Below are 21,985 nucleotides of genomic sequence, written 5' to 3'. Positions count from 1 at the left end.
TTGGTCATGGGGCGACCTCGGCAAGGGGAAGGGGCAGGTAGGTCGAGGTCCAGGCGGTCAGGTAGGCCGGCAGGTACGGCTGGAGCGGGCTGCCGACGGCGGTGGTCCTGAAGTCGATCTGACGGCTGGTGCGGGACAGCACGACGTAGTCGTGGAACCGTTCGCCGATCCGGCGCATCGCCGGGTAGACGGCGCTCGGGATGAACCCGGCCGCCAGGAAGGCGTGCAGCCCGGCGGTGTCGGCCAGCGGCAGCAGCGTCTCGACGTAGTCGGCGCCCGCGCGGGTGACCGCCGCCATCAGCGGCTCCAGCGCGCCGCTGACGGCTGCCGGGGACGGGTGCACGGCGACCAGTGAGCAGCTCGCCGCGACCGGGTCCAGGTCGGCGTACGCCTCGAACGCGCCGTCCGGCGGGGTGAGGACGGCGTTCGGCACGTGCAGCGGGAAGAACCGCTGCGCCGGATCGGGGAAGAGCTCCAGGAACCGGCGGCGGACGAACCCGGGCGCCGTGATCAGCTCCATCGGCGCGGTCACCGGAGCGCTGCGCCCGGTGGGGGCGAGGGGGGCGTCCAAAGGCTGCGGGTCGCCGTAGCCGAGGCCGGTGCTCTGCCGCGCGGCCTCCAGCAGCGGGAGCAGGGCTCCGGGCACCTGGTCGACGCTCTCGCGTCGGGCCAGGACACCGTCGGCGTGCCGGGCGAACAGCGCCAGGCTCTCGCAGCCGGCCACCTCGACGGCGTTCGGCAGCAGGCCGAGTGCGCGGAAGCCGTTGCGGGCGAAGACCTGTTGCGGGCCCGGGGTGACCACCCGCACGGTCGCGTAGATCGAGTCCGGAGCGCCGGTCGCGAAGGCGTCCGCGCAGACCGCGGCGGTCAGCCGGCCGGCCAGGCCGCCGCCGCGCTGCTCGGGGTGGACCGCCAGGCCCACCAGCTTGCCGATGCGGCTGCCGGGGTCGGTCTGCACGGCCACCGACCCGGCCAGGTGTCCGGTGTCCTCGCGTCGTGCGGTCAGCCAGTGGGTGTGCGGGTCGGCGATCAGGCGACGCATCTCCGCGGGGTCGCTGCCGAGCGCGACCGGGTAGCCGTGGCCGTAGACGTCGAAGTAGAGCTGACGCAGCTGGGCGACGTCCTGCGGGGCGGCGGGGGCGATCGTCACGGTCATCGCGCGTCTCCGATCGGCTGCGGGGCGGGGGACGGCTCCTCCTGCGGGGCCGGGGGCAGCTCCTCCGGCGGGGCCGCCACGGGGCCGGGGGCGGCCGGTTCGCGCCGGCCGGTCCACCACAGGGCGGCGGCGACCGGGAGGACGCCGAGGGCCTGGACGAGGCAGAGTGTGCGCGGCGAGAGGTGGTCGCCGAGCAGGCCGAACACCAGCGAGGACACCGGGAAGGTGGCACCCAGCAGCGCCTGCATCATGGCGAAGAAGCCGGCCCGGTCCCCGGCCGGTACCAGCCGTTGGAAGAGGGCGACGAACCGGACACCGATCACGCCCACGCACCAGCCCGCGACCGCCATCGACCCCACTGCCGCGGCCTGGCCACCGACCAGGCCGGGCAGGCCGAGCGCGACGGCCAGCAGGCCGAGACATCCGGCGCCGACCACGGTGGGGGCCCCCGGGAGACGACCGCCGGTGAACGAGCCCACCAGCGTGCCGGCGCCGAGCGCCGCCTCCAGCGCGGCGACGGTCGAGCCGTCGGCGTGCAGTACCGTCCGGGTGAACAGGGGCATCACCACGAACACCGCCGTGGTGAACAGGTTGGCCGCGGCGAAGCAGAGCAACACCCGTCGGACGAAAGGCAGTTCGGCCAGGATCCGGCGAAGCGGCCGTGCCGCGGCGGGCCCGCCGCCGTCCGGGGCCGGGCCGTCCGGGGCCGGGGCGTCCGGGCGGGTGGGGAAGCGGGTCGCGCCGATCAGGGCGGCCGCCAGCAGGTAGGCGCCGGCGCACCCGGTGATGATCCCCGCCAGACCGGCGGCGTCGACCACCAGCGGGCCCAGCAGCCCGCCGGCCACGCCGGCCAGCGACTGGGTGCTGAGCTCGAAACCCGTCGCGGCCTCGATGTCGGCATCCTCGACCAGCTCGGGCACGGAGGTGGTCAGACAGGGGTCGAAGACCGCCTGGCAGCCTGCCAGCAGCAGCGTCGAGCCGTACGCGACGGCCATCGGCAGTGCCGTGGTGTACGTCCAGACGGCCGTGCCGAGGGCGACCAGACCGGCGACGGCGGCCGAGCCACCCAGCACGGTACGGTGCGGGCAGCGGGCGATGACCCTGGCCACCAGCGGTGCCAGCGCGACCGCGGGCAGGGTGCTGACGGCGAGGAAGACGCCGGCGGCCAGACCGCGGTCCGCGCCGGCGGCGTATCCCACCAGCCACCACACCGCGCCGACCTGGAACATCCGTCCGGCGGCCTGGGTGAGGACCTGGGCGGCCCACACGGCGCCGAACAACCGGTTGCGCAGGACGAGCGGCAGGCGGCGGCCGGCCGTTGCGGGGGCCGTTGCGGGGGCCGTTCCGGAGGCCGTCGCGGGGGCTGTTCCGGAGGCCGTTGCGGGGCCCGTCACGAGTGCGGCCGTTCATCGAGGACACGGATCAGCTTGCCGGTCCGCGCGTTGACGATGAGCTCCTGGTGGCGCACCCACGTGACGGACAGCGGATGGACGTATCCGGCGGCGACCGCCTCCGGGTACAGCGGCCGCGCCGCGTGGATCCCGGCCTCGACACCGGCGGCCAGCTCGGGGAGCCCGCTGGGATTCCCGTCGCAGGCAAGGCGCAGCACCAGGCCGTCCCGGCCGTCCCAGCGGCGCACGACCAGCTGCGCACCGGTCACCCGGCCGTCCGGGTCGGCGGCCCGGACGAGGTCGAGCACGTCCTGGGTGTACAGCGACACCGGTCCCACCCGGACGCCCTCCTGGGCCCGACCGAGGATGCGGAACTGCCCGGCGGCGGGGTCGGTCCACTCCGCGCGGTCCCCGACGGGGTAGCGCAGCACGGGCATCAGCCGTCGTCGCAGGTCGGTCACCACGACCCGCCCCGGCACGCCCGCACGGGTGATCGGCTCGCCGGTGTGCTCGTCGAGGATCTCCACCACCGTCTCCGGAGTGAACACCCGGTGCACCCGGGTGTCCGCTCCGGGCACCGGTCGGCCGAGCAGCCCGGCGTCGACGGCGGCATAGCCGATCGAGGAGACCCGGGCGTTGGGGAACACCTTGCCGAGCAGCGGCTGCTGGTCCTGGTAGAGGCCCTCGCCGCCGAACAACAGCAGCTCCACGGAGGGGAGTTCGCGACCGCAGGCCAGCAGGTGGTCGGCCAGCGCGCACAGCGTCGTCGGAGTGCCGGCCACCACCTCGGCCTCGAACTGCTCCAGGGTCTGCGCGGTCGACTCCAGCGGCGCGGCCCCGCCGATCGGCAGCCGGACGTTGGCGACGGGCGAGCGGTGCAGTGCGTCGAGGATGAAGGTGTGACTGGCGTACAGGTCGCCCGCGTAGAAGAGGTCGGCGACCCGGTGCCCCGGGCGCAGTCCGGCATCGACCAGCCCGGCGCCGAAGGAGGTGGTGAACTCCCGCCACTCCTCCCGGCTGTAGAACGAGAACTTCGGCGAGCCGGTGGTGCCACCGCTCTTGAAGACCACCGCCTCCTCCAGCGGCCCGGTCAGCAGCCGGTTGCCGCGAGGTGTGTTCGCCTGCCAGAACTCGGCCTGCGGGACGACCGGGAGATCGGTCAGTCGCACGGCCCGGTCCGGCAGGCCGGCGTACAGCTCGGCGTAGAAGGGCGAATTGCGGCGCGCGAACCGTATGAGTTCCGCTATTGGTTGAACCGGCATCAATTCCTGCTCTGAGGCTGTGAGGAGAACGGACCGAGCGGGCGGCACCGGGAAGCCGGATGCGCACAGATCATTCGGTCGATACTGAGGCGAAGTCAGGAGGAACTGGCCTCCCACTCGCAAGAAGAGAGGCTAGCACCTTGATGGACCTTCGGATCGCAGCCGCGAGCCTGCCGTTGGGCTGATTCCATGGCGAACTGAGGCCCCATCAGCGGCCTTTTCCGGTGTACCGGAATGGAAGGGTGACATGCGTCTCAGTCGGGAATTCGGCGGCCGCACATGAAATGTCTCGAATTCAACTAAGAGGACGCGCGGATAGGCGATTGGTGAGGGCACCTCGTGCGACTCGTCGCGTCGAAGACCGACACGGACCCGGCTGCGGTGGCCAAGGCGGCCAGGGCTGCTGGCCGATCACATCGCTTCGGCCTTGTAGGCTCCCCGCATGCCACAGCCCGGAGAACCTCACATGCCGGTGCGCGGGGAGCACGTGCGCCAGGCCGTCGCCCACTGCGTCGACGCCCTGGAAGATGTCCCGGCTGCCCGATGGCACGCCCCGGCTGGCGGTTTGGAGTGGACGTGCTGGGAGACTCTCGAACACCTCGCGGACGACCTGCTCACCTACGCGCTACGGTTCGGGCTCGCGCAGCCCATCGCCGTACCGCGCGTCCCACTGCGCATTTCCAGTGATCGACCGGATGGCCCGGCCAATGTCATCTTCGGGGATCACGAGGCAGGGCCCGAGGGACTCCTGACCGTCGTGGAGGCCTGCGGCGGACTGCTCGCGACGGTCGTCGACACCACCGACGCAACCACCTTGGCCCCGCACGTCTTCGGCGCGTCCGACCCGGAGGGCTTTGCGGCGATGGGCGTCGTCGAGACCCTGGTCCACACCCACGACATCACCCAGGGGCTGAATCGCGTCTGGGAAGCCCCGCAGGACCTGAGTGAGCGAGTCCTGGCGCGGCTGTTCCCCGACGTCCTCGTCATCGACACGCCGTGGTCGACTCTTCTGTGGGCCACCGGACGCATCGAGACGCCTGATCGCCCCCGCCGGACGAACTGGCGCTGGCACGGCGCGCCGCTCGGCCACGGCTGACTCATGTGGCTTTAAAGATCGTGTAGATGGCGGCCGGTCATGGTCGGCGTTGGGGGTGGGTATCCCAGCGATGGGTGGTCCAGGCTCGGCGGATCGGACTGCGGACGGTGATGATCGTGTCGGCGAGGTCGAAGAAGGCGTCGATGGCGCTGGAGCGGCGCTCGTAGCAGCAGGCGAGTCGGTGGAAGGCGTTCTGCCAGGCGTGGGTGCGCTCGACATGCCATCGCCGGGTGGCCTGGACCGGTGCCTTGGTCCCCTTGCGTGCGATCTGACCGCGCAGCCTCCGCTCGTCGAGCACGGCACGGGACTTGTCCGAGTCGTAGCCGGCGTCGAAGTGGACGGTGATCTCACCGGGCAGCGGCCCAAGTCCGTCCAGGAGGTCCAGAGTTGGGGCCAGAAGCGGCGAGTCGTGGCGGTTGGCGCCGGCCAGGATGCGGCCCAGCGGGATGCCGTACCCATCGGTCATTGCGGACCGTTTCATGTCCTGTTCGCCCCGGTCGACGGGTGAGCGTCCGGCCGCTTCGCCGCCGCCGGGGGCCTTGGTGATGGCACCGTCCACGGCGATCTGGTCGAGGACGAGGCCGACGACGCGGTCATAGGCCTGGAGGGCGATCTGCTTCAACCGCGCGAACAGGCCCAGGCCGATCCACTCGTCGCGGCGGCCTCGAATCGTGGCGGCCGAGCAGGTGGAGTCCGCTATCGCCTCGTAGGAGCAGCCGAACCGCAGGACTTGCAGCAGCTTGTCGAAGACGATCCGGTCGCTGATCCTGTGCCTGTCTCGTCCGCCGACTGGTCCCATCAGCCGCCTATCTGTGCGGCCTCTAAAGGCAATCGCGGAGGATTCCGCCATCGCCATCGCCATCGTCGTGGCCGTGGCCGTCGTCGTCGCCCTCGCCGTCGCCCGGGGCGGTGTCAGCAGACGGCGGCAAGCGAGTCGACGAGGATGCCGAGCCCTTCCCCGGCCTCGTCCTCGGTCAGGGTGAGCGGGGGAGCCATCCGCAGGGCGTGGCCGTAGAGGCCGCCCTTGCCGACGAGCAGGCCCCGCTCCTTCGCGTGCTCCAGCACGGCGGCGGCCAGCGCCGGGCTCGGCGCTCCCGTCTCGGGGTCGACCAGGTCGACGGCGAACATCAGGCCCTTGCCCCGGACGTCCCGCACGACCGGAAGCCGTTCCGCCGCCGTCCGCAGGCCGTCGATCAGCAGGCTGCCGAGCCGGTGCGCGTTGGCCTGGAGGTCGTGGGCGAGCAGGTAGTCGAGTGTGGCCTTGGCAGCCGCCGTCGCGATCGGGTTGCCACCGAACGTGGAGATGCCGTTCGCCGGAAGCGCGTCCATCAACGTGCCGTCCGCGACGACACCGCCGATCGCGAAGCCGTTCCCCAGGCCCTTCGCGAAGGTCATGACCTGGGGTGTCACGCCATGGGCCTGGATACCCCAGAAGTGCTCTCCGGTACGGCCCCAGCCCGTCTGCACCTCGTCCGAGACGAGCAGGATCCCGTACCGGTCCAGGACCTCCCGGTATCTCGCGAAGAGCCCGTCCGGTGCGGCGGTGAAACCCCCGACGCCCTGGACGGGCTCCACGATCAGGCAGGCGACGTCCGTGGCGGTGGCCGTGTCGACGACGTGCTGCAGATCGTCCGCGCAGAAGGCCAGGAACTCCTCGTCCGACAGCTGCGGGAAGCGTGCGCGGTCGGCGCCGTGCAGGTAGTGCACGTGGACGGGCGAGAGCGAGGAGTTCTTCCAGCTCCGGTTGCCCGTGACGGCAGTGGCCGCGTACGAGCGCCCGTGGTAGCTGTTGCGCAGGGCGAGCACCTGGTCGGACCGGCGAGCGTTGGTGGCGAGCAGCAGCGCCGTCTCGTTGGCCTCGGTGCCGGAGTTGGTGAAGAAGACCTTGGCGTTCGCGATGCCCGAAAGCTCCGCGATCCGCTCGGCCAACTCCACCTGGGTGCGGAGGAGATACAGGGTCGACGTGTGCGCGACCCCGGTGCGCAACTGCCGCTCGACGGCCTCCCGGACCTCGGGCACGTCGTACCCGAGCATGTTGGTGAGGATGCCGCCGAAGAAGTCGAGATAGCTGCGCCCGTCGGAGTCGGTGACGCGGCGCCCCTTGCCGCTCACGATCTCGATCGGCTCCTCGTAGTAGAGCGACATCCACCTCGGCATGACCGCGCGATGGCGGCCGAGCAGCTCCGGCATGCGAGGCTCACTCTCCCTGCGACAGCATCGACTTGGCGCTCGATCGGACAGCCGGGGCGCGTGGACGGCTCTCAGGCAAGCAAGCTACCCGACGCCTGCTCCGCAACCCGGTCAATCGGGCACGACACGGGGCCGCGACTCCACAGCCGAGACCCGCAGCCGGCAGCGCCGGGCTGGCAGGATGGCGGCATGGAACGAGTGCTTGGAATCGGCGGGTACTTCCTTCGGGCCGCCGACCCGGACGCGCTGAGTGCGTGGTACCGCGACTGCCTGGGGCTGGACGCCGACGAGCACGGCCTGTGGGGCCAGGAGGCCGGGCCGACGGTGTTCGCGGCCTTCGAGTCCGGGACGGACTACTTCGGCTCCCGCACCCAGCAGACCATGCTGAACTTCCGGGTCCGCGACCTGGACGCGATGCTCGCGCAGCTGCGGGCCGCCGGGGCGCAGGTGGCGGAGGAGACGCAGGAGATGGCGGCCGTCGGCCGGTTCGGCTGGGTCACCGACCCGGAGGGCAACCGGATCGAGCTCTGGCAGCCCGTCTGACCGCACCCGGGCGGCACGCTGCTCATGCCGCGCCGGGCGCCATGAGCGCCGCTCATGAGGGGTGCGTGCCCGGGGCGCGCAGGTGGTGGCCGACGTCGACGACGAGGGTGATCCGGACGCCTCGCTCGGTGAAGCGCCGTCGGCATGGACGGTCACCGTGTCGCGGAACATCCGCTCGATCGCCTCGCGCCCCGCGCCCCGGTGCGCCGCTTCCGGCGGCGATGTCACGCCGGGTGGATGAGGCGGTTCTCGTAGGCGAAGATCACGGCCTGGATCCGGTCGCGGAGTTCGAGCTTGTGCAGGATACGCCCCAGATGGGACTTCACGGTCGCCTCCGCGAGGTACAGGGTGGCCGCGATCTCGGTGTTGGACAGACCGCGGCCCACCTGGACGAGCACCTCGCGTTCACGGGCGCTGAGCCGGCCCAGCCGCTCGTCGTGGTCGGCGCTGCGGCCGTCGGGGATGTGTGGGCGGAGGTTCTCCAGCAGGCGTCGGGTGATCCGCGGGGAGATCACCGCGTCGCCCGCGGCGACGCTGCGTATCGCGTTGAGAAGCTCCTCGGGCCTGGTGTTCTTCAGCAGGAAGCCCGAGGCTCCGGCGTTGAGTCCGGAGAAGGCGTAGTCGTCGAGGTCGAAGGTGGTGAGGATCAGCACCCGGCTGTGCGGCGAGACCCGGATGACCTGCCGGGTCGCCTCGATCCCGTCGGTCCCGGGCATCCGGACGTCCATGAGGACGACGTCGGGGCTCAGCTCCCGGGCGAGGCGTACGGCCTCGGTGCCGTCCGCGGCTTCGCCGACCGGCGCCATGTCGGGCTGCGCCTCCAGGACGGTGCTGAAGGCCATCCGGAGCAGCGCTTCGTCGTCGGCGATCAGGATGCGGATCGTCATGTGGACGCCGCTCCGTCGCTGCCGAGGAAGAGGCGGGTATGGACTCCCCAGCCGCCGCCCGGAAGCGGTCCGGCCCGCAACGTGCCCCCGTAGGCGGCCGAGCGCTCGCGCATGCCGGGGATGCCGTGGCCGGATGGTGTGGCGCCGGGACGTGGCGGGCGGCGACCGCTGTCGGTGATGTCGACGGTGACGGTCTCGGCCGAGCACCGTATCCGGACCTTCGCGTGGGTGCCGGCGGGCGTGTGCTTGAGGGTGTTGGTCAAGGCTTCCTGTACCAGGCGGTAGACGGTGAGTTGTGCGGTGGCGGGTATGTGGGTGTGGCCGCCCCGGACCTCGAGGCGGGTCGGCAGCCCGGCGGCGCACATCTGGTCGGCGAGGGCCGCCAGCTGTGCGATGCCGGGCAACGGGTGGCGCTCCGCGTCCGGTTCGTCGGTCCGCAGGATGCCCAGCGAGCGCCGCATGTCGGTCAGGGCCTGTCGGCCTGTCTCGGAGATCTGGAGCATCGCGGTGGTGGCCTTGTCGGGCGAGCGGTGCTGCGCGTAGACGGCTGCGTCGGTGAGCGCGACCATGACGGACAGGTTGTGGGTGACGATGTCGTGCATCTCCCGGGTGATACGTGTCCTTTCCTCGGCGACGGCCAGTCGTGCCTGCTGGTCCTGCTGCTGCTCCAGGTGTGCCGCCCGTTCCTCAAGGGCCGCGAGGTAGGCGCGTGTGGTCCGCACGTTCACACCGAGGACGGCGGCGGCGACGGCCATCGCGGTGACCGCGACGAAGGGGGTCAGGAACGCACCTTCCGTCGCCCAGCGCAGGCAGGCCAGCAGGACCCCCGCCTCCACGACGGCACCGGCGACGAGCGTGCCGCGTCGGCCCGAGTGCGCGGCCGCCGTGTAGAGGGCCACCAACAGGGCGATGTCCGCCGGCAGTTGGACGTCCGTCAGCCACTGGACGAAGGCCGCGGCCGCCACGGCGCCGAACACCGTGAGCGGGGCCCGGCGCCGCCACACCAGGGGCAGCGCGAGGGCGGCGGTGAGGGCCACGGCCACCGGCAGCTTCTGCGGCGGCTGTGTGGTCACGACGTTGAGGAGGAGAAGCGTCGGCAGCAGCGAGTCCCACGCCATGGGCGGCAGCCGGGAGGCCCAGCGCCCGCTGGTTGCCACCACTCGCGCCGCTCGTGCGGCGGCCGGGTCGGCGTACCTCGTCAGCCGTAGGGCTGTCCTCGCCCACTGCTCCCGCACCCGGTTCGGCTCCCGCACCCGGTTCGGCACCCGGTCCGGCACCCGGTCCGGCACCCGGTTCCGGTGGCGTGCCCGGTGGGCATTGCCGGGTTCCTCGGCCGTCTCGGTCATCACACGTTCCTCTCGATTCAGCGTCATGGTGGCCCCGGCCGGGGCCGCCACCGTGTACGGCCGGACCCGGGCCGGGTCCGGGGAACGTACGCCTCGCATTGCCCGGCACATGCCGCAGCCCTGTCACGGTAGGCCGCAGGGCCCGTGAAGCACATGAGTCCACCGGCTGATCGCACCGTGCCGAGGTACGACCGCAGGAGGAGTCCCGCTACCTCCCGTGGTCGCAGGGCGCCCGATGGTCCGGCGTGCTCGACTGCTGCTCCGGTGGCAAGGGGACCTGCCACGGATGGCGACCCCGGTTGCACACGAGGGCGACCCGGGATCGATGTGGCAGCGCCTACCCGGCGCCGAGTATGGCCGGGTGACCGAGATCATCGCGGGACTGTACATGTCCCCTCCGGAATTCCTTGCCGTGCTGGCTGCCGTCGCGCTTGTGGTGGCGCGTTGGCTTCCCCCCAGTGCCCGCCCACCCGTCACGATCGCGGCCGGGGCGGTTCTCGTGGTGTCCGCGATCGTGCTGAGCGTGGCGGGGCCCCGCTGGCAGATGCTGCCGGTACTGGCAGGCGCTGCCTTCGCGTTGCCGTTCGCCTTCGCTCCCCTGCTGCGACGCCGTACCGGCCGGCCGGCGTGGCGGGCCCGCTGGTGGCTGGCGTTGCCGGGATCGGTGGCCTGTGTCGGCCTGATCGCCACGGGCCCGGTGGCCGCCTGGGCCTTTCCCGTACCCGTGTTCCCCGAGCCGTCAGGCGACTTCGCGGTCGGCACCCGCGTGGTGCAGTGGACCGACCCACTCCGTCCCGAGACCTTCACCGCCGATCCGGACGACCGGCGCACCGTCGTGGTCCAGCTCTGGTACCCCGCGCAGACGAGCCCCGCAGGCACGCAGCGGGCCCAGTACCTCGGGCGCACGGAGCAGGAGGCGCGCACCGTCTCCGACGCCCTCGCCCGTGGGGTCGGCCTGCCCGGCTTCCTGCTCGACGGTATTCCGCGTGCCCGCACCCGTTCGGTCTTCGACGCCCCGGTGGACGGCACGGGGGGACGGTTCCCCGTCGTCCTGTTCTCTCCCGGGTCGGGCGGAGTGCGCACCCAGAACACTGCCTGGGCGGAGGAACTGGCCGGCCACGGTTATGTGGTGGCCGCCCTCGACCACCCGTACGACTCCGCCGCCGTCGTCCTCGCCGACGGCCGGACGATCACCACCGAGACCGCGTCCTCCGGCGACCCGGACCAGGACGACAAGCTGGCGGCCGGCTGGACAGCGGTTCGAGCCGCCGACCTCAGCTTCGTCCTCACCCAGCTGGACGGTCTGGACCGAAGTGAGACCGCCGACCCGCTGCGCGGACGCCTGGACACCAGCCGGGTCGCGGTGACCGGCCACTCCATGGGTGGTGCTGCCGCCCTGCAGGCAGCCCGGCAGGATCGCCGGTTCGACGCCGTCATCGACCTGGACGGCTACCCCCACGGCCCCACCTCGCCCGCCCTCGACCAGCCGACGCTCGCGCTCACCCAGGCCGTCACCCCGCGAACCGACCCGCGCTACCTGCCCCGCCTCACCGAGGCGCTCAAGTCCAGCACCGCGACGGGCTACCGGCTCACCATCCCCGGCGCCGCACACCTCACGTTCACGGACGGCGCCCTGTACCTGCCGCCCGTGCCCTCGATAGTCGGCTCCCTCGGCCGCACCGAGAGCCCGCGCGTCGTCGCCGCAGCCACCCTCGCCTTCCTGGACGCCGTCCTGCACGGCAAACCCGGCGACCCGGCCGGCGTTCTGCCGGCCTACGGCGACCTCAGCGTCTACCCCCCGGACAACAGCCGCTGATCACCTGCTCGGGGGCGCGGGTGCGGCAGGCGAAGGGTGTCCGGCCAAGGGCGGCAGGGTGTGGCCTGGTCACATGTGCGGGCATGGATCGGCATCTCATCCCGCCGGGTCGTCCGGCCGCGACGGGGCGCGGCCGGACGACGGGCGGGAGGTGTCGGACCTGTCTACAGCCGATACCGCTCGGCGAGGTCGCCGTAGCCGCCCGCCGTCCAGACCACGGTGCGGAACTCCACGAGGCCGAGCGCTCTGGTGCCCTGCCCGGCGGTGGGCGGGAAGTGCGCGGTGCCGCAACGGGCGCAGTACCAGGCCTGGTTCCAGAGCCGCTCGGCCTGCGGCCGGCCCGCGAGACGCCGCCGCCTGGCGAGGGCCAGCGCGGTCGCGCTTGCCACCAGGGCGATCACGACGGCGAGGAGCAGGAACGACACCAAGAGTGGGACCGGCATGTCGTTCGCGTCGGCGAGCGCCGCCGTCGCGTGCGGGACCGGGGAGGCCGGAGCGGCCTTCGGAAAACCAGGGAGATCGGTGGGGAAGTCGCCCGGGAACCCCGGGTGCTTGGTCACCCAGCTTGGCGGCGAGAGGTCGGGCTCCTGGTGGACGCGCGCATTGCGCTGCCTCATGCCCTCGATGAACGTGAAGACCGCCCCGACCAGCGTCATGAAGGCCAGGATCGCCAGTGCCTGAACCACCGTGCTGGTCGTCGGCGGCGCTGGCGCCAAGGCCCGGCCGAGGGCGGACACCTCTTCGCGGGTCGAGGTGCCGCCGTCGCGGCCGGAGTCGCGCACGGTGACGTTGCGCCGCTCGCTCAGGTGGACCGCCGGCACGCTGCGGACCTGGTCGGTCAGCGCGCAGCTCGGGCAGGGCGGCAGAGGGCTGTGCGGCGGTGGCGCAGGTACGGCGTCGTTGATCGCCATGTGTGAAATCCCCCCAGGATTACGGCGGCCGGTCGGCCGTTCGTATCCGAGTGGACGCCGCCGCGCGGCCTCCGGTTGCGGCTCGCCCCGAGGAACGTGAGCGCCTGCGGCCGGTGAGTTTCTTTCTGTATCAACTCCCGCCACCAGGGCGGGTGATGAACGGGGGCGGTATCACATGCCGGATATGACCGGTGGGTTCGCGAGTGTGGCCGTCACGAACGCCGTCGTGGCGGGCGCCGCGTTCGGTCTCGCGACACCGTCGCACGCTGCCGAGCGGGAGGTGCCGGTGTCCGCCGCCTATGACCGCCCGGTGAACCATCCGAACCACCGGCCCCTGCATCGGCACCCGCCCCGCTTGCCGCGCCCTGGCCCGGGACGACGAGCCCGCCGGCCGCGGCCCCCACTCGCCCCTCGTCTCGTTGGCCGGTAGAGCCCCATGTGGGTCACCCGTTCGGATGACGCGCGGTTGGGTGGAGGCGGTGGGTGGCACAACGGCGGGCATGACGACTTCCTCCACCAGTTCCTCCGCCAGACGCCGCCGGAGCCGGACGGCCAAGCCCGCGCCCACGCCTCTGCCCGCCCGCCAGGCCACCGGAGGCCCGGCACCGGCCGGGCCGCGCCGACCGGCGGCCGGGTGCTGCCGGACCTGGGCCAGCGAGCGTACGGTGCCCGGCGGCCGGGTCGTGCGGACGACCTGGCACCAGCCCGCATGCCGAGCCTGGGCCACCCGGTGACGGTGCGCCGGAGGCCTTGGGGATCTCGTCGGCCCGCCTCAACTCGGCGACGTCCTCGCGGAGTTCTTTGAGCTCGTCCTGCTCTGCGGTTAGTCCTGCTCAGCGGCCGTGAGCCGGTCGTCGCGACCTTCGGAGTGCCCGGCCTGCCGGGCGGCAGCGGCCGGTCTGCGGCCGGCTTGCGACCGGCTTGGGCATGGTGCCTGCGGCGGGCCGGCGCGTAGGGTGCTGGGATGATCGCGATGCCAGAGGAGTTCGCACAGGGCACTGTCGACCGGGAGGGGGAGGCCGGGGCGGCGTGGCTCGCCGATCTGCCGGGCATCGTGGAGGACTTGCTGGGGCGCTGGGGGTGCGTGCCGGACGGCGAGGTCATGCACGGTGGCGTCGGCATCATTGTTCCGGCACGGCGACGGGCTGAGGAGCGCGCCGTGCTGAAGGTGTCGTTCCCGCATCCCGGCAACGTCCATGAGCCGGATGCGTTCGTCGCGTGGGGCGGGTGCGGCGCCGTCCTGCTGCACGAGCGCGACGACGAGCGGTTCGCGATGCTGCTGGAGCGGGTTCAGCCGTCGACCCTGGCGGAGGTCCACGACGGCGACGAGGTGGTGACGGTCGCCGGACGGCTCAATCGCCGCCTGGCCGTCCCCGCACCGCCCGGCCTGCCCCGGCTGCGCGCGCAGGCCGATGCCTGGGAGGAGCAACTACGCAAGGACGCCGAGGAGTTGACGCACGCGCTGCCGCGTCAGGTGCTGGACGCTGCCGTGGCGACCGTGCGGGAGCTGGGCCGGGCCCAGCCGGACACTCTCATCCATGGCGACCTGCATGCCCGGAACATCCTGCGCGCCGGTCGGGAGCCGTGGCTGGCTGTCGACCCCAAGGGGTACGCGGGGGATCCCGCCTACGACAGCGGCACGCTGCTGAAGTCCCGCGCGCTGACGCTCCTCGAAGCGGGCGACCCGCGCAAGGCTGTCCACCGCATCCTGGACGTCTTCGCCGAGGCCGCGGAACTCGACCGTGAACGCGTCCAACGGTGGGCCCAGTTCCACGCCGTCCAGGCTGCGTTCTGGGGCCGCCGCCACGGCTTCCGGATCGCCCGCAGCGGACCGCGGTTGGACTGGCTCACCGAGTTGGTCGACGGCCTGGCGGAGTTGCTCACCGAACGCTTGTAGTGACCTCGTAGAACGTGATCCCGTCGAGCGTGACCTCGTCGAGCGTGATCTCGTCGTGCGAGATGGTGCCGGCCGGGTCCGGTGGGTGGACCGGTGCGGCCGCCATTGATCATCGTGAGCCGCGGTGGGCCGACGATGAGACGGCGGCCGCTCACGGCATGGATCCCGCCCGCGCGACGCGTCCGGTCGGGTGGGCCGTCTCGCGTCCCGGGTTGGTCCGATAGGTCGGATCTGCGGTGGGTCGTGCCGGGACGTTCCGGGCGGCGGCAGCGCCGAGGTTATGAATGGTCATCTGGCCATCCAGCCACCCGGCCATCCACGAACATCAACCTCAGGAGCCACCCGATGCGCCCCATCAGAACAGCCTGTCTCGGCGCGGCCACCGCGCTGGCCGCCCTTCTCGCCTGCGCCCCGGTCGCGGCCGCCGCCGCGACGGACACCGGTTCCTCCCCCGCCAAGGGCGGAGACCGGGTCTTCACACTCATCGGTCACCTCGCGCAGGAGACCCGTTTCCCCGTCAACCCCGGCGGCGCCCCCGCCCAGGGCGACCGGGCCGTCTTCCACTCGGTCCTGTTCGACCAGGACGGCAACCAGGTCGGCGACACCGATGGCACCTGCACCACCACCCGGGTCGACAACGGCGGAGCGGAGGAGTGCGTCGTCACCTACAACCTGCCCGGCGGCCAGCTCTCCGTACAGGGGATGGTCTTCGGCTTCCTCAACCCGGGCCCTCCGCCTTCGTTCGACAACGGGATCACCGGCGGCACCGGGAAGTTCGACCGGGCTCGTGGCATGGTCCACGCCGACACGATCGCTCCCGGCACGAGGCGCGTCACGGTCGACCTCGACTTCTGACGGACCCGGCCCCCGCCCGGTGAGAGCCGGACAGGGCGGCGATGTCCGATGGGGAAGGCGCTCTCCGGGGCACCGGTGTCCTTGGAGCGACCCTGACACCCTCTCAGCCGAGGTGAAGGAACAGTGTGCCAATCATTCACCTCGGCTACACCAGCGTGGTCGTGGAGCGCCGAGTAGATCTGAGGCCGACAAGAAGACCCGAGGATTTCGTCCGGAGGCAGTGCGCGGACGAGCGTGCAGCCGGGAGGCCGAGGGGTCGCCTTGAGTGCCGGCGCTCGACGATGTCCCGGTCAAAGCTCTCCGGCGGCTCTCTCATGGGCCCGGGAGCCTGGCAGCCCGGCAGCCCGGCTCAGGAATCCGGCTCGCCGAGCGGCTCCTCGAAGTCGCCGATCATCGCCGGGTCGTCGGCGGAGTTCGACTGTGGCCAGGGGGTGGCTCCCGTGACACCCAGGTCACCACGCATCGCCTCCCTGGTGGCGCGTATGAGGGGCCAGAGTGCCTGTTGCGCCTCGGCGGCGGACCGCAGGGTTTCGCCGCTCCTGGGGTTGCCCTGTTCGATGCGCTTGATCTGCCCGTAGACCCGGGTCAGGGCGTCGTTCAGCTCGCTGGCCGGCCCGATCACCGTGTCGGGGGCGACCATCAGAGTCTCGGACCAGTGGTCGCGATGGGCGTCCTTGGCCCTTTCCAGCGCCCGGATGTCCTCCTCTCCGGGCGCACGGTCCCGTACGACGTACAGATGACGGCTCAGCGCTGTGGCGAACTGCCGGGAATCCCGGTGGAGTTCGGTGTAGCTCCGCCGCCGCAGTTCACGGTTCTCGCGGGCCTCCTGGATGGCGTGGCCCATCTCGAGTTCACGCTTCTTGGCCCGGTCGGCGCCCCGCTGAGTGAGCAACGCACCGCCCAGCGTGCCCGTCACACCGGTGATCGCAATCAGTACCGCCCCCACGTCCATCGGATCACCATAGGGCCTGGCGCTTTGACCATGCCGGGCGGCCGGCGCGGCCCCAGCCGGTCGGGTGCCGGCCTCAGCCGCCGTTGTCGTCGGTGGCGGACAGGACGGCGAGGCGGCGACGGTCGGGGGAGAGGGTGAGGCCGCCGATGTCCAGGCGCAGGGCGTGCCCGCGCGGGGGGAGGGTGGCCCTGCGGGGGCCAGTCTGGGCACGGTCTGGCTGCGGTGGGCCGGCGGGACGAGGGTGGTGGGCATGGAGAAGAACACGCACAAGCTCGTCGTCCTGGTCGGCAGTGTCAGGGAAGGCCGGTTCGGACCGGTGGTGTCCTCATGGGTGGCCGAACAGGCGGCCGCCCATGGTGGGTTCGACGTCGAGGTGATCGACCTGGCCGAGGTGGACCTGCCGCTGGCCCTGCCCGCCGCCTCGCCGAAGTTCGCGGGCGCCGACTACCCCCGCCCGGCCGGGATGGCGAAGCTCACCGATGCCCTGGACGGCGCGGACGCCGTCCTGATCGTCACACCGGAGTACAACCACAGCTACCCTGCCTCGCTGAAGGCCGCCATCGACTGGCACTTCACCCAGTGGACGGCCAAGCCGGTCGCCTTCGTGAGCTACGGCGGCGCGGCCGGCGGCCGGCACGCCGTGCTGCACCTGGAGAACGTGCTGACCGAACTGCACGCCGTGACCATCCGGGACGGCCTGGCGTTCCCGAACTACTTCACCGCCTGGACGGACGGCCGCCCGGATGACCCGCAGGCGCCCGGCTACGCCAAGGTCCTGCTCGACCAACTCGACTGGTGGGCAGGCGCGTTGAAGGCCGCTCGGGCCGCCGCCCCGTACCCGGCGTGAGCGGGGCGCAGGACATGGAATACGTGAAGCTCGGCACCACCGACCTGACCGTCAGCCGGATCGCACTCGGCTGCATGGGCTTCGGCGGCAGCGGCCGGGGCCACAACCCCTGGGCGCTGGACGAGGACGCCGCCGCGCCGCTCTTCCGGCGGGCCGTGGAACTCGGCATCACCTTCTGGGACACCGCCAACGTGTACGGCGGCGGAACCTCCGAGGAACTGGTCGGCCGCGCGGTGCGGCGCTACACCCGCCGCGACGACGTCGTCCTCGCGACCAAGGCGGGCCTGCCGATGCATGACGGTCCGGGCGGCTCCGGGCTGTCCCGGCGGGCCATCCTGGAGCAGGTCGACGGTTCGCTCGCCCGCCTCGGCACCGACCGTCTCGACCTCTTCCAGCTGCACCGCTTCGACCCGGCGACCCCGGTCGAGGAGACCGTGGCGGCCCTGGCCGAGGTGGTCGCGGCGGGCAAGGTCCGCTACGTCGGCGCCTCCTCGATGTGGGCCTGGCGGTTCGCGAAGCTGCAGCACACCGCGGCCCGGGACGGCGGCCCCGCCTTCGTGTCGATGCAGCACCAGTACAGCCTGGTGCAGCGCGAGGAGGAGCGGGAGATGTTTCCGCTGCTCGCCGACCAGGGGGTGGCCGGCCTGGTCTGGTGCCCGCTGGCCTCGGGCCGGCTGGCCCGCCCGTACGGGCAGCAGACCGCCCGCTCGGCCGGGGACCCGGTCGCCGGACGGTTCTTCGCGGACGTCGACCGGCCGATCGTGGACGCCGTGCGGTCCCTCGCCGAGACCCGCGGCGTGCCGATGGCACAGGTCGCACTGGCCTGGGTACTGCGCAACCCGGTCGTCGCCGCCCCGATCGTCGGCGCGACCCGCCCGGGGCACCTCGACGACGCCGCGGCCGCCCTGCGGCTGCACCTCACCGACGCAGAGGCGGAGACCCTGGAAGCGCCGTACACGCCCCGGCTGCCGACCGGGTTCTGAACGGGCCCGCGGTGCGGGGACGGCCGTACGGGGGACGGCCGTGGGGGAAGCCGTGCGGGGACTGCCGTGCCCGCACCGGGGAAGGGGCGGCGGATCCCCGGGCCGGAGAAGGGGCGGCGGCCCCCGGGCCGTGCGGTCGTTCGCGGTGGAGTTCAGAGCGTGAGGTAGGCCAGCCCGCCGAGCCCGGCCAGTGAGCAGTACCAGGCGAACGGCTTCAGCGTGTGCGTCTTGAAGTACTTGCTGAGGAAGTGCACGGCCGCGTACCCGCCGATGAAGGCCAGGACGCTCGCGACCGGGACCTGCGCGCCGAGGTCGGCGCCGTACGCGGCGATCAGCGAGGGCAGTTCGAACAGGGCGGCGGACCCGATCACGGGTGCCGTGAGGAGGAACGCGAAGCGGGCCGAGTCCTCGTGGGACAGGCCGTTGAGGATGCCGGCGCCGATGGTGATCCCCGTGCGGCTGATCCCGGGCAGGAAGGCGGTGATCTGCGCCGCCCCGATGCCGACCGCCTGCCAGTAGCTCAGCTGGACGATTCGGCGGTCCGACTGTCCCTCGGCGGAGAGGTGCTCGTCGCCTGCGGCGACGTACGGCTGTGCCCGTCGTCGACCGGAACCGTCGCGCCGGAGCAGTTCGACGCCGAACAGCATGAGGCCGTTCACGGTGAGGAAGACGGCGGCGGGGACGGGCCTGCCCAGCGCGGCCTTGAACACCCCGCTGACGGCCAGCCCCGCGATACCGACGGGCGTGGCGCCGGCGATCACCAGCCAGGCGAGGCGCTGGTCCGGTTCGCGGATCATCCGGCGGCGGACCGAACTGCACAGGCCCCGCGTGATCCGCGCCCAGTCCTGCCGGAACCTGATCACCAGCGCCAGGGTGGTGGCGAGGCGCAGTCCGACCAGGATGCCCAGGTACGGCGAGCCCGGCGCGGACACGTCGAGGTCGTGTCGCCAGCGCCCGCCGACCAGCGCGGGCAACAGGATTCCGTGGCCGAGGCTGGAGACCGGGAACAGCTCGGTGACACCTTGCAGCAGGCCGACACCGACGGCCTCGGGATAGGTCAGGACGGACATCTTCGACGACTTTCGCAATCGGCGGGAGGCCCGTGCACGGCCTCCGCACGAGGGTGACGCCGCTTCCCCCGTCCCTCGGCGGAGCGAGGTTACTACAAGATGATCTACAGCCCGCCGGCTGGACCGGGGTGGTCTGGGGCATCATGAGCGGATGCCGAACGCCGCAGCACGCACCGCCCTCCTCGACCACCTGCGCACAACCCTTCCCGGCCGCGTCATCGACGAGGTCGCCGGTGTCGTGGGACCGATCGAGGACCGCGTGCCCGGGTTCCGGATCTTCCGAATCCATCCCGCCAATCCGGGCGACTGGTGGCTCTACGTGACGTCGGGCTGCTGGGAGGCGACGCAGCACGACGGTCACGGGACGGAGTTCTTCCTCGCGGCGCCACGTGACGAGTGGGCCAACCTGGAGAGCGTCACCATGAACGCGTACTACCACTGCGGGCCCGTTCATCAGCGACTCGACGTCGGGCACACCGTTCCCATCGGCCGGCCGTGGCTGGACGAATCCGACTGCGACCACTACCTGGTGAGCCTGCCGTACCCGCTGGGGCCGGAGTTCGAGGTCTGCCGCTGGGACGGCGGGGCCCATGCCCGGATCCTGTGGCTCCTGCCGATCACCCGGGCCGAGAAGGACTTCCGGCGGGAGGGCGGACTGGAGGCCCTTGAGAGCCTCTTCGACGAGCACGCGATCGACCCGGTCGATCCCAAGCGGGCCTCCGTCGTCTGATCGGCCCGGCCTCCGGTCCGCCCCGGCGCCCTGTGTGTGCGTCGGGGCCTACAGCTGCTCGAAGTGGAAGGACCCGGTCACCACCACGGTCTTCCCGGCGAGATCCATGCGCGTACCTCCTTCGACCTTCTCGTGTTGATCATGGTCAGCGTAACCGGGGCGTCGCGGACGAGACCGATCAGGAATCGAGAAGCCCCGGCCGCCCGGCCGCCCGTAGCGTGACGGACATGGGAAACAACGAAACCACCGCGTCCACCGCGTCCACCGCGTCCCTCGCGTCCGTCACCCTCGAGGTGGCCGACCCCGGGGCCGCCCACCGCTTCTACACCGCCTTCGGTGTGGACCGGCACGTTCGCCTGCAGAAGTCCGAGGCGCCGTCCACCGGGTTCCGTGGCTTCGCCCTGGCGCTCACGGTGTCCCGGCCGGCCACCGTCGACGCCTTCCTCGCCGCCGCCGTGGACGCCGGCGCCACTGTGCTCAAGCCCGCGGCGAAGTCGCTGTGGGGCTACGGCGGCGTCGTCCAGGCACCGGACGGGACGGCCTGGAAGGTCGCGACCTCGGCGAAGAAGGACACCGGCCCGGCCACCCGCGAGATCGACGACGTCGTCCTGCTGCTCGGCGTCGAGAACGTCAAGGCCACCAGGGACTTCTACGTCGGCCGGGGCCTGACCGTGGCCAAGAGCTTCGGCGGCAAGTACACCGAGTTCGCCCCCGGCGAGACCGGCGAGACCGGCGAGACCGGCGCCGTCAAGCTGGCGCTGTACAAGCGCCGCGCGCTGGCCAAGGAGGTGGGCGTCCCCGTCGACGGCACCGGCTCGCACCGCATCGTCCTCGGCAGCACGGCGGACTCGTTCGCGGACCCGGACGGTTTCGTCTGGGAGGCCGTCGTGCCGGTCGCTGAGGCCTCGTCCGCACGGGCCTGACCCGCCACCGCCCGTCGTCGCGTTGCTCGGAGGAGGCGGCGGCGTCAGGCTCGGCGGGCAGAGGCTGTGAGCCGGTCGGCGAGCGCGATGACAAGGTCTCGGAGTTCGTCCGGTCGCTCAATGACGAACGGCCGGTCCAGCGAGGCGAGTACCGGAGGCAACCAGTCGAGCCGCTCTGCTCTCAACTCGACGTGGAACCAACGCTCGGCGTGCGGATCCGTGCCTTCCGCGGGGGCGGGGGACTCCTCCACCATCGCGACACTGGCGGGAAGTCGGGCGCGGATCTGTTCGACCGTCCCGTGGATCCGCAGCGTCACTTCGTACCGGTAGGCGGCCTTGGCGAACCCTGACAGGACGCGCTGTGCCGGATCGAGTGCGGCAGGAGGCTCGAACGAGCCCGGCAGGGTCCTCGCGTCCGCGATGCGATCGAGCCGGAAAGTCCGGTCCTCGCCGATCTCGGGATCGGTGCCGGTGACGTACCACCGGCCCGCATGGGTGACGATCCCGTACGGGTGCAGCGTGCGTTCGCTCCGTCGCCCTTCTCGGGCGGTGTACCTGATCGAGACCGGGCGACGATGGCGTACCGCATCGGCGATGGTGAGCAGCACCCCCGTCTCCGGGGTGGCCGACTCGCCGGGTCCGGTCGTGAAGGCGAGGGATTCCATGACGGCGTCGAGCCGACGGGCGAGACGCTCGGGCAGTGCCCTGCGGATCTTGGCCGCTGCCGTCTCGCCCGCAGTTCCGGCCGCCGTCAGTAGCCCCGTCCTGCGGCCGGCGACGAGGCCGAGCAGCACGGCGAGCGCCTCGTCGTCGTTGAACATGAGCGGAGGCAAGCGGTACCCGGGGGCGAGCCGGTACCCGCCGTAGCGGCCACGGACCGACTCCACGGGGATGTCGAGGTCGACCAGGTGGTCCACGTACCGCCGCACGGTGCGCCCGTCGACGCCGAGCCGGTCGGCGAGTTCGGCCACCGTTCTGAGGCCCCCCGACTGCAGGAGTTCCAGGAGGGTGAGCACGCGGCTGGTAGGTCGAGCCATGTCCACGAGCCTAGCGTTGATACCGGACCGATTCTGTCCACTATGTGCCCTGGCGTTCGAGGTGCAACGGCTTCAGCAACCTGAGGAGAGCAC

General features: G+C 72.0%; 20 protein-coding genes and 1 pseudogene. 9 read left to right on the top strand and 12 right to left on the bottom strand.

Annotated features, from left to right (window positions below; all coding sequences use genetic code 11):
* Window positions 1-4 precede the first annotated feature (4 nt).
* Genes ACZ52R_RS34220 through ACZ52R_RS34210 form a run of 3 tightly spaced genes read right to left on the bottom strand, consistent with a single transcriptional unit; the run spans window position 5 to window position 3,809 of the window.
* A complete protein-coding gene (locus ACZ52R_RS34220) occupies window positions 5-1,156 on the bottom strand; it encodes a GNAT family N-acetyltransferase (protein ID WP_465664603.1) in 1,152 nt (383 codons plus the stop codon).
* On the bottom strand, window positions 1,153-2,550 hold the full coding sequence (locus ACZ52R_RS34215; protein ID WP_465664602.1) for an MFS transporter: 1,398 nt from the start codon (window positions 2,548-2,550) through the stop codon (window positions 1,153-1,155). Before ACZ52R_RS34215 ends, ACZ52R_RS34220 begins: the two co-directional genes overlap by 4 nt.
* Window positions 2,547-3,809 carry a phenylacetate--CoA ligase family protein gene (locus ACZ52R_RS34210; RefSeq protein WP_465664601.1) on the bottom strand — a complete coding sequence of 421 codons (1,263 nt, stop codon included), beginning with the start codon at window positions 3,807-3,809 and terminating at the stop codon, window positions 2,547-2,549. Before ACZ52R_RS34210 ends, ACZ52R_RS34215 begins: the two co-directional genes overlap by 4 nt.
* A gap of 442 nt (window positions 3,810-4,251) precedes the next feature.
* Between ACZ52R_RS34210 and ACZ52R_RS34205 the strand changes: the two genes are divergently transcribed.
* A complete protein-coding gene (locus ACZ52R_RS34205; protein ID WP_465623938.1) occupies window positions 4,252-4,905 on the top strand; it encodes a hypothetical protein in 654 nt (217 codons plus the stop codon).
* A gap of 37 nt (window positions 4,906-4,942) precedes the next feature.
* Here the strand turns inward: ACZ52R_RS34205 and ACZ52R_RS34200 are convergent.
* Window positions 4,943-5,689, bottom strand: a pseudogene (locus tag ACZ52R_RS34200) (IS5 family transposase); the annotation flags it as partial.
* A 128-nt stretch (window positions 5,690-5,817) separates the two neighbouring features.
* Window positions 5,818-7,095 carry an aspartate aminotransferase family protein gene (locus tag ACZ52R_RS34195; protein WP_465623935.1) on the bottom strand — a complete coding sequence of 426 codons (1,278 nt, stop codon included), beginning with the start codon at window positions 7,093-7,095 and terminating at the stop codon, window positions 5,818-5,820.
* 189 nt (window positions 7,096-7,284) lie between these two features.
* Between ACZ52R_RS34195 and ACZ52R_RS34190 the strand changes: the two genes are divergently transcribed.
* Window positions 7,285-7,638 carry a VOC family protein gene (locus ACZ52R_RS34190; protein ID WP_465623934.1) on the top strand — a complete coding sequence of 118 codons (354 nt, stop codon included), beginning with the start codon at window positions 7,285-7,287 and terminating at the stop codon, window positions 7,636-7,638.
* 224 nt (window positions 7,639-7,862) lie between these two features.
* On the opposite strand, the gene ACZ52R_RS34185 is transcribed toward ACZ52R_RS34190, so the two are convergent.
* Together ACZ52R_RS34185 and ACZ52R_RS34180 are read right to left on the bottom strand one after the other, a co-directional pair.
* Window positions 7,863-8,525: a response regulator gene (locus tag ACZ52R_RS34185; RefSeq protein WP_465623932.1), complete on the bottom strand. Its 663-nt coding sequence runs from the start codon at window positions 8,523-8,525 to the stop codon at window positions 7,863-7,865.
* A complete protein-coding gene (locus tag ACZ52R_RS34180) occupies window positions 8,522-9,871 on the bottom strand; it encodes a sensor histidine kinase (protein WP_465754760.1) in 1,350 nt (449 codons plus the stop codon). Before ACZ52R_RS34180 ends, ACZ52R_RS34185 begins: the two co-directional genes overlap by 4 nt.
* Window positions 9,872-10,196: 325 nt before the next feature.
* Here ACZ52R_RS34180 and ACZ52R_RS34175 point away from each other — a divergent pair, with 325 nt between their 5' ends.
* Window positions 10,197-11,687 (top strand): alpha/beta hydrolase family protein, encoded by a 1,491-nt coding sequence (locus ACZ52R_RS34175; RefSeq protein WP_465624004.1) that lies wholly within the window; start codon window positions 10,197-10,199, stop codon window positions 11,685-11,687.
* 164 nt (window positions 11,688-11,851) lie between these two features.
* Here the strand turns inward: ACZ52R_RS34175 and ACZ52R_RS34170 are convergent, their stop codons facing one another.
* Window positions 11,852-12,598 (bottom strand): hypothetical protein, encoded by a 747-nt coding sequence (locus ACZ52R_RS34170; protein WP_465754759.1) that lies wholly within the window; start codon window positions 12,596-12,598, stop codon window positions 11,852-11,854.
* Window positions 12,599-13,562: 964 nt separating this feature from the next.
* Between ACZ52R_RS34170 and ACZ52R_RS34165 the strand changes: the two genes are divergently transcribed.
* The gene (locus ACZ52R_RS34165) at window positions 13,563-14,495 is read left to right on the top strand and encodes an aminoglycoside phosphotransferase family protein (RefSeq protein WP_465623926.1); all 933 of its coding nucleotides are present in this window, start codon (window positions 13,563-13,565) and stop codon (window positions 14,493-14,495) included.
* On the opposite strand, the gene ACZ52R_RS34160 is transcribed toward ACZ52R_RS34165, so the two are convergent.
* Window positions 14,479-14,601: a hypothetical protein gene (locus tag ACZ52R_RS34160; RefSeq protein WP_465623924.1), complete on the bottom strand. Its 123-nt coding sequence runs from the start codon at window positions 14,599-14,601 to the stop codon at window positions 14,479-14,481. The two genes, ACZ52R_RS34165 and ACZ52R_RS34160, sit on opposite strands and share 17 nt — an antisense overlap.
* A 239-nt stretch (window positions 14,602-14,840) precedes the next feature.
* On the opposite strand from ACZ52R_RS34160, the gene ACZ52R_RS34155 reads away from it, so the two are divergent.
* Window positions 14,841-15,350, top strand: coding sequence for an allene oxide cyclase barrel-like domain-containing protein (locus ACZ52R_RS34155; RefSeq protein ID WP_465623923.1), 510 nt, complete (start codon window positions 14,841-14,843; stop codon window positions 15,348-15,350).
* A gap of 349 nt (window positions 15,351-15,699) precedes the next feature.
* Here ACZ52R_RS34155 and ACZ52R_RS34150 read toward each other — a convergent pair whose 3' ends face one another.
* Window positions 15,700-16,302: a hypothetical protein gene (locus ACZ52R_RS34150; RefSeq protein ID WP_465623921.1), complete on the bottom strand. Its 603-nt coding sequence runs from the start codon at window positions 16,300-16,302 to the stop codon at window positions 15,700-15,702.
* 250 nt (window positions 16,303-16,552) lie between these two features.
* Between ACZ52R_RS34150 and ACZ52R_RS34145 the strand changes: the two genes are divergently transcribed.
* Both ACZ52R_RS34145 and ACZ52R_RS34140 read left to right on the top strand, forming a co-directional pair.
* A complete protein-coding gene (locus ACZ52R_RS34145; protein ID WP_465623920.1) occupies window positions 16,553-17,149 on the top strand; it encodes an NADPH-dependent FMN reductase in 597 nt (198 codons plus the stop codon).
* Window positions 17,150-17,163: 14 nt separating this feature from the next.
* A complete protein-coding gene (locus tag ACZ52R_RS34140) occupies window positions 17,164-18,132 on the top strand; it encodes an aldo/keto reductase (RefSeq protein WP_465623918.1) in 969 nt (322 codons plus the stop codon).
* Between the two features lie 152 nt (window positions 18,133-18,284).
* On the opposite strand, the gene ACZ52R_RS34135 is transcribed toward ACZ52R_RS34140, so the two are convergent.
* Complete coding sequence (locus tag ACZ52R_RS34135; protein WP_465623917.1) at window positions 18,285-19,202, bottom strand: undecaprenyl-diphosphate phosphatase; 918 nt, start codon at window positions 19,200-19,202, stop codon at window positions 18,285-18,287.
* A gap of 151 nt (window positions 19,203-19,353) precedes the next feature.
* Here ACZ52R_RS34135 and ACZ52R_RS34130 point away from each other — a divergent pair, with 151 nt between their 5' ends.
* A complete protein-coding gene (locus ACZ52R_RS34130; protein WP_465623916.1) occupies window positions 19,354-19,932 on the top strand; it encodes a suppressor of fused domain protein in 579 nt (192 codons plus the stop codon).
* 227 nt (window positions 19,933-20,159) lie between these two features.
* Entirely contained in the window at window positions 20,160-20,855 is a 696-nt protein-coding gene (locus ACZ52R_RS34125) for a glyoxalase (RefSeq protein ID WP_465623915.1), read from the top strand.
* Window positions 20,856-20,899: 44 nt separating this feature from the next.
* On the opposite strand, the gene ACZ52R_RS34120 is transcribed toward ACZ52R_RS34125, so the two are convergent.
* Complete coding sequence (locus tag ACZ52R_RS34120) at window positions 20,900-21,892, bottom strand: helix-turn-helix transcriptional regulator (RefSeq protein WP_465623913.1); 993 nt, start codon at window positions 21,890-21,892, stop codon at window positions 20,900-20,902.
* Window positions 21,893-21,985: the final 93 nt, after the last annotated feature.

The sequence above is a fragment of the Kitasatospora sp. NPDC034023 genome (assembly GCF_055575795.1).
This window is presented reverse-complemented; position numbering and strand designations above follow the sequence as displayed.

Coding starts and splice junctions, on each gene's coding strand:
- ACZ52R_RS34220 (WP_465664603.1), bottom strand. CDS start 1,156: ATGACCGTGACGATCGCCCCCGCCGCCCCGCAGGACGTCGCCCAGCTG.
- ACZ52R_RS34210 (WP_465664601.1), bottom strand. CDS start 3,809: ATGCCGGTTCAACCAATAGCGGAACTCATACGGTTCGCGCGCCGCAAT.
- ACZ52R_RS34165 (WP_465623926.1), top strand. CDS start 13,563: ATGATCGCGATGCCAGAGGAGTTCGCACAGGGCACTGTCGACCGGGAG.
- ACZ52R_RS34145 (WP_465623920.1), top strand. CDS start 16,553: ATGGAGAAGAACACGCACAAGCTCGTCGTCCTGGTCGGCAGTGTCAGG.
- ACZ52R_RS34155 (WP_465623923.1), top strand. CDS start 14,841: ATGCGCCCCATCAGAACAGCCTGTCTCGGCGCGGCCACCGCGCTGGCC.
- ACZ52R_RS34195 (WP_465623935.1), bottom strand. CDS start 7,095: ATGCCGGAGCTGCTCGGCCGCCATCGCGCGGTCATGCCGAGGTGGATG.
- ACZ52R_RS34150 (WP_465623921.1), bottom strand. CDS start 16,302: ATGGACGTGGGGGCGGTACTGATTGCGATCACCGGTGTGACGGGCACG.
- ACZ52R_RS34135 (WP_465623917.1), bottom strand. CDS start 19,202: ATGTCCGTCCTGACCTATCCCGAGGCCGTCGGTGTCGGCCTGCTGCAA.
- ACZ52R_RS34160 (WP_465623924.1), bottom strand. CDS start 14,601: ATGGCGGCCGCACCGGTCCACCCACCGGACCCGGCCGGCACCATCTCG.
- ACZ52R_RS34180 (WP_465754760.1), bottom strand. CDS start 9,871: ATGACCGAGACGGCCGAGGAACCCGGCAATGCCCACCGGGCACGCCAC.
- ACZ52R_RS34125 (WP_465623915.1), top strand. CDS start 20,160: ATGGGAAACAACGAAACCACCGCGTCCACCGCGTCCACCGCGTCCCTC.
- ACZ52R_RS34130 (WP_465623916.1), top strand. CDS start 19,354: ATGCCGAACGCCGCAGCACGCACCGCCCTCCTCGACCACCTGCGCACA.
- ACZ52R_RS34205 (WP_465623938.1), top strand. CDS start 4,252: ATGCCACAGCCCGGAGAACCTCACATGCCGGTGCGCGGGGAGCACGTG.
- ACZ52R_RS34190 (WP_465623934.1), top strand. CDS start 7,285: ATGGAACGAGTGCTTGGAATCGGCGGGTACTTCCTTCGGGCCGCCGAC.
- ACZ52R_RS34140 (WP_465623918.1), top strand. CDS start 17,164: ATGGAATACGTGAAGCTCGGCACCACCGACCTGACCGTCAGCCGGATC.
- ACZ52R_RS34120 (WP_465623913.1), bottom strand. CDS start 21,892: ATGGCTCGACCTACCAGCCGCGTGCTCACCCTCCTGGAACTCCTGCAG.
- ACZ52R_RS34185 (WP_465623932.1), bottom strand. CDS start 8,525: ATGACGATCCGCATCCTGATCGCCGACGACGAAGCGCTGCTCCGGATG.
- ACZ52R_RS34170 (WP_465754759.1), bottom strand. CDS start 12,598: ATGGCGATCAACGACGCCGTACCTGCGCCACCGCCGCACAGCCCTCTG.
- ACZ52R_RS34175 (WP_465624004.1), top strand. CDS start 10,197: ATGTGGCAGCGCCTACCCGGCGCCGAGTATGGCCGGGTGACCGAGATC.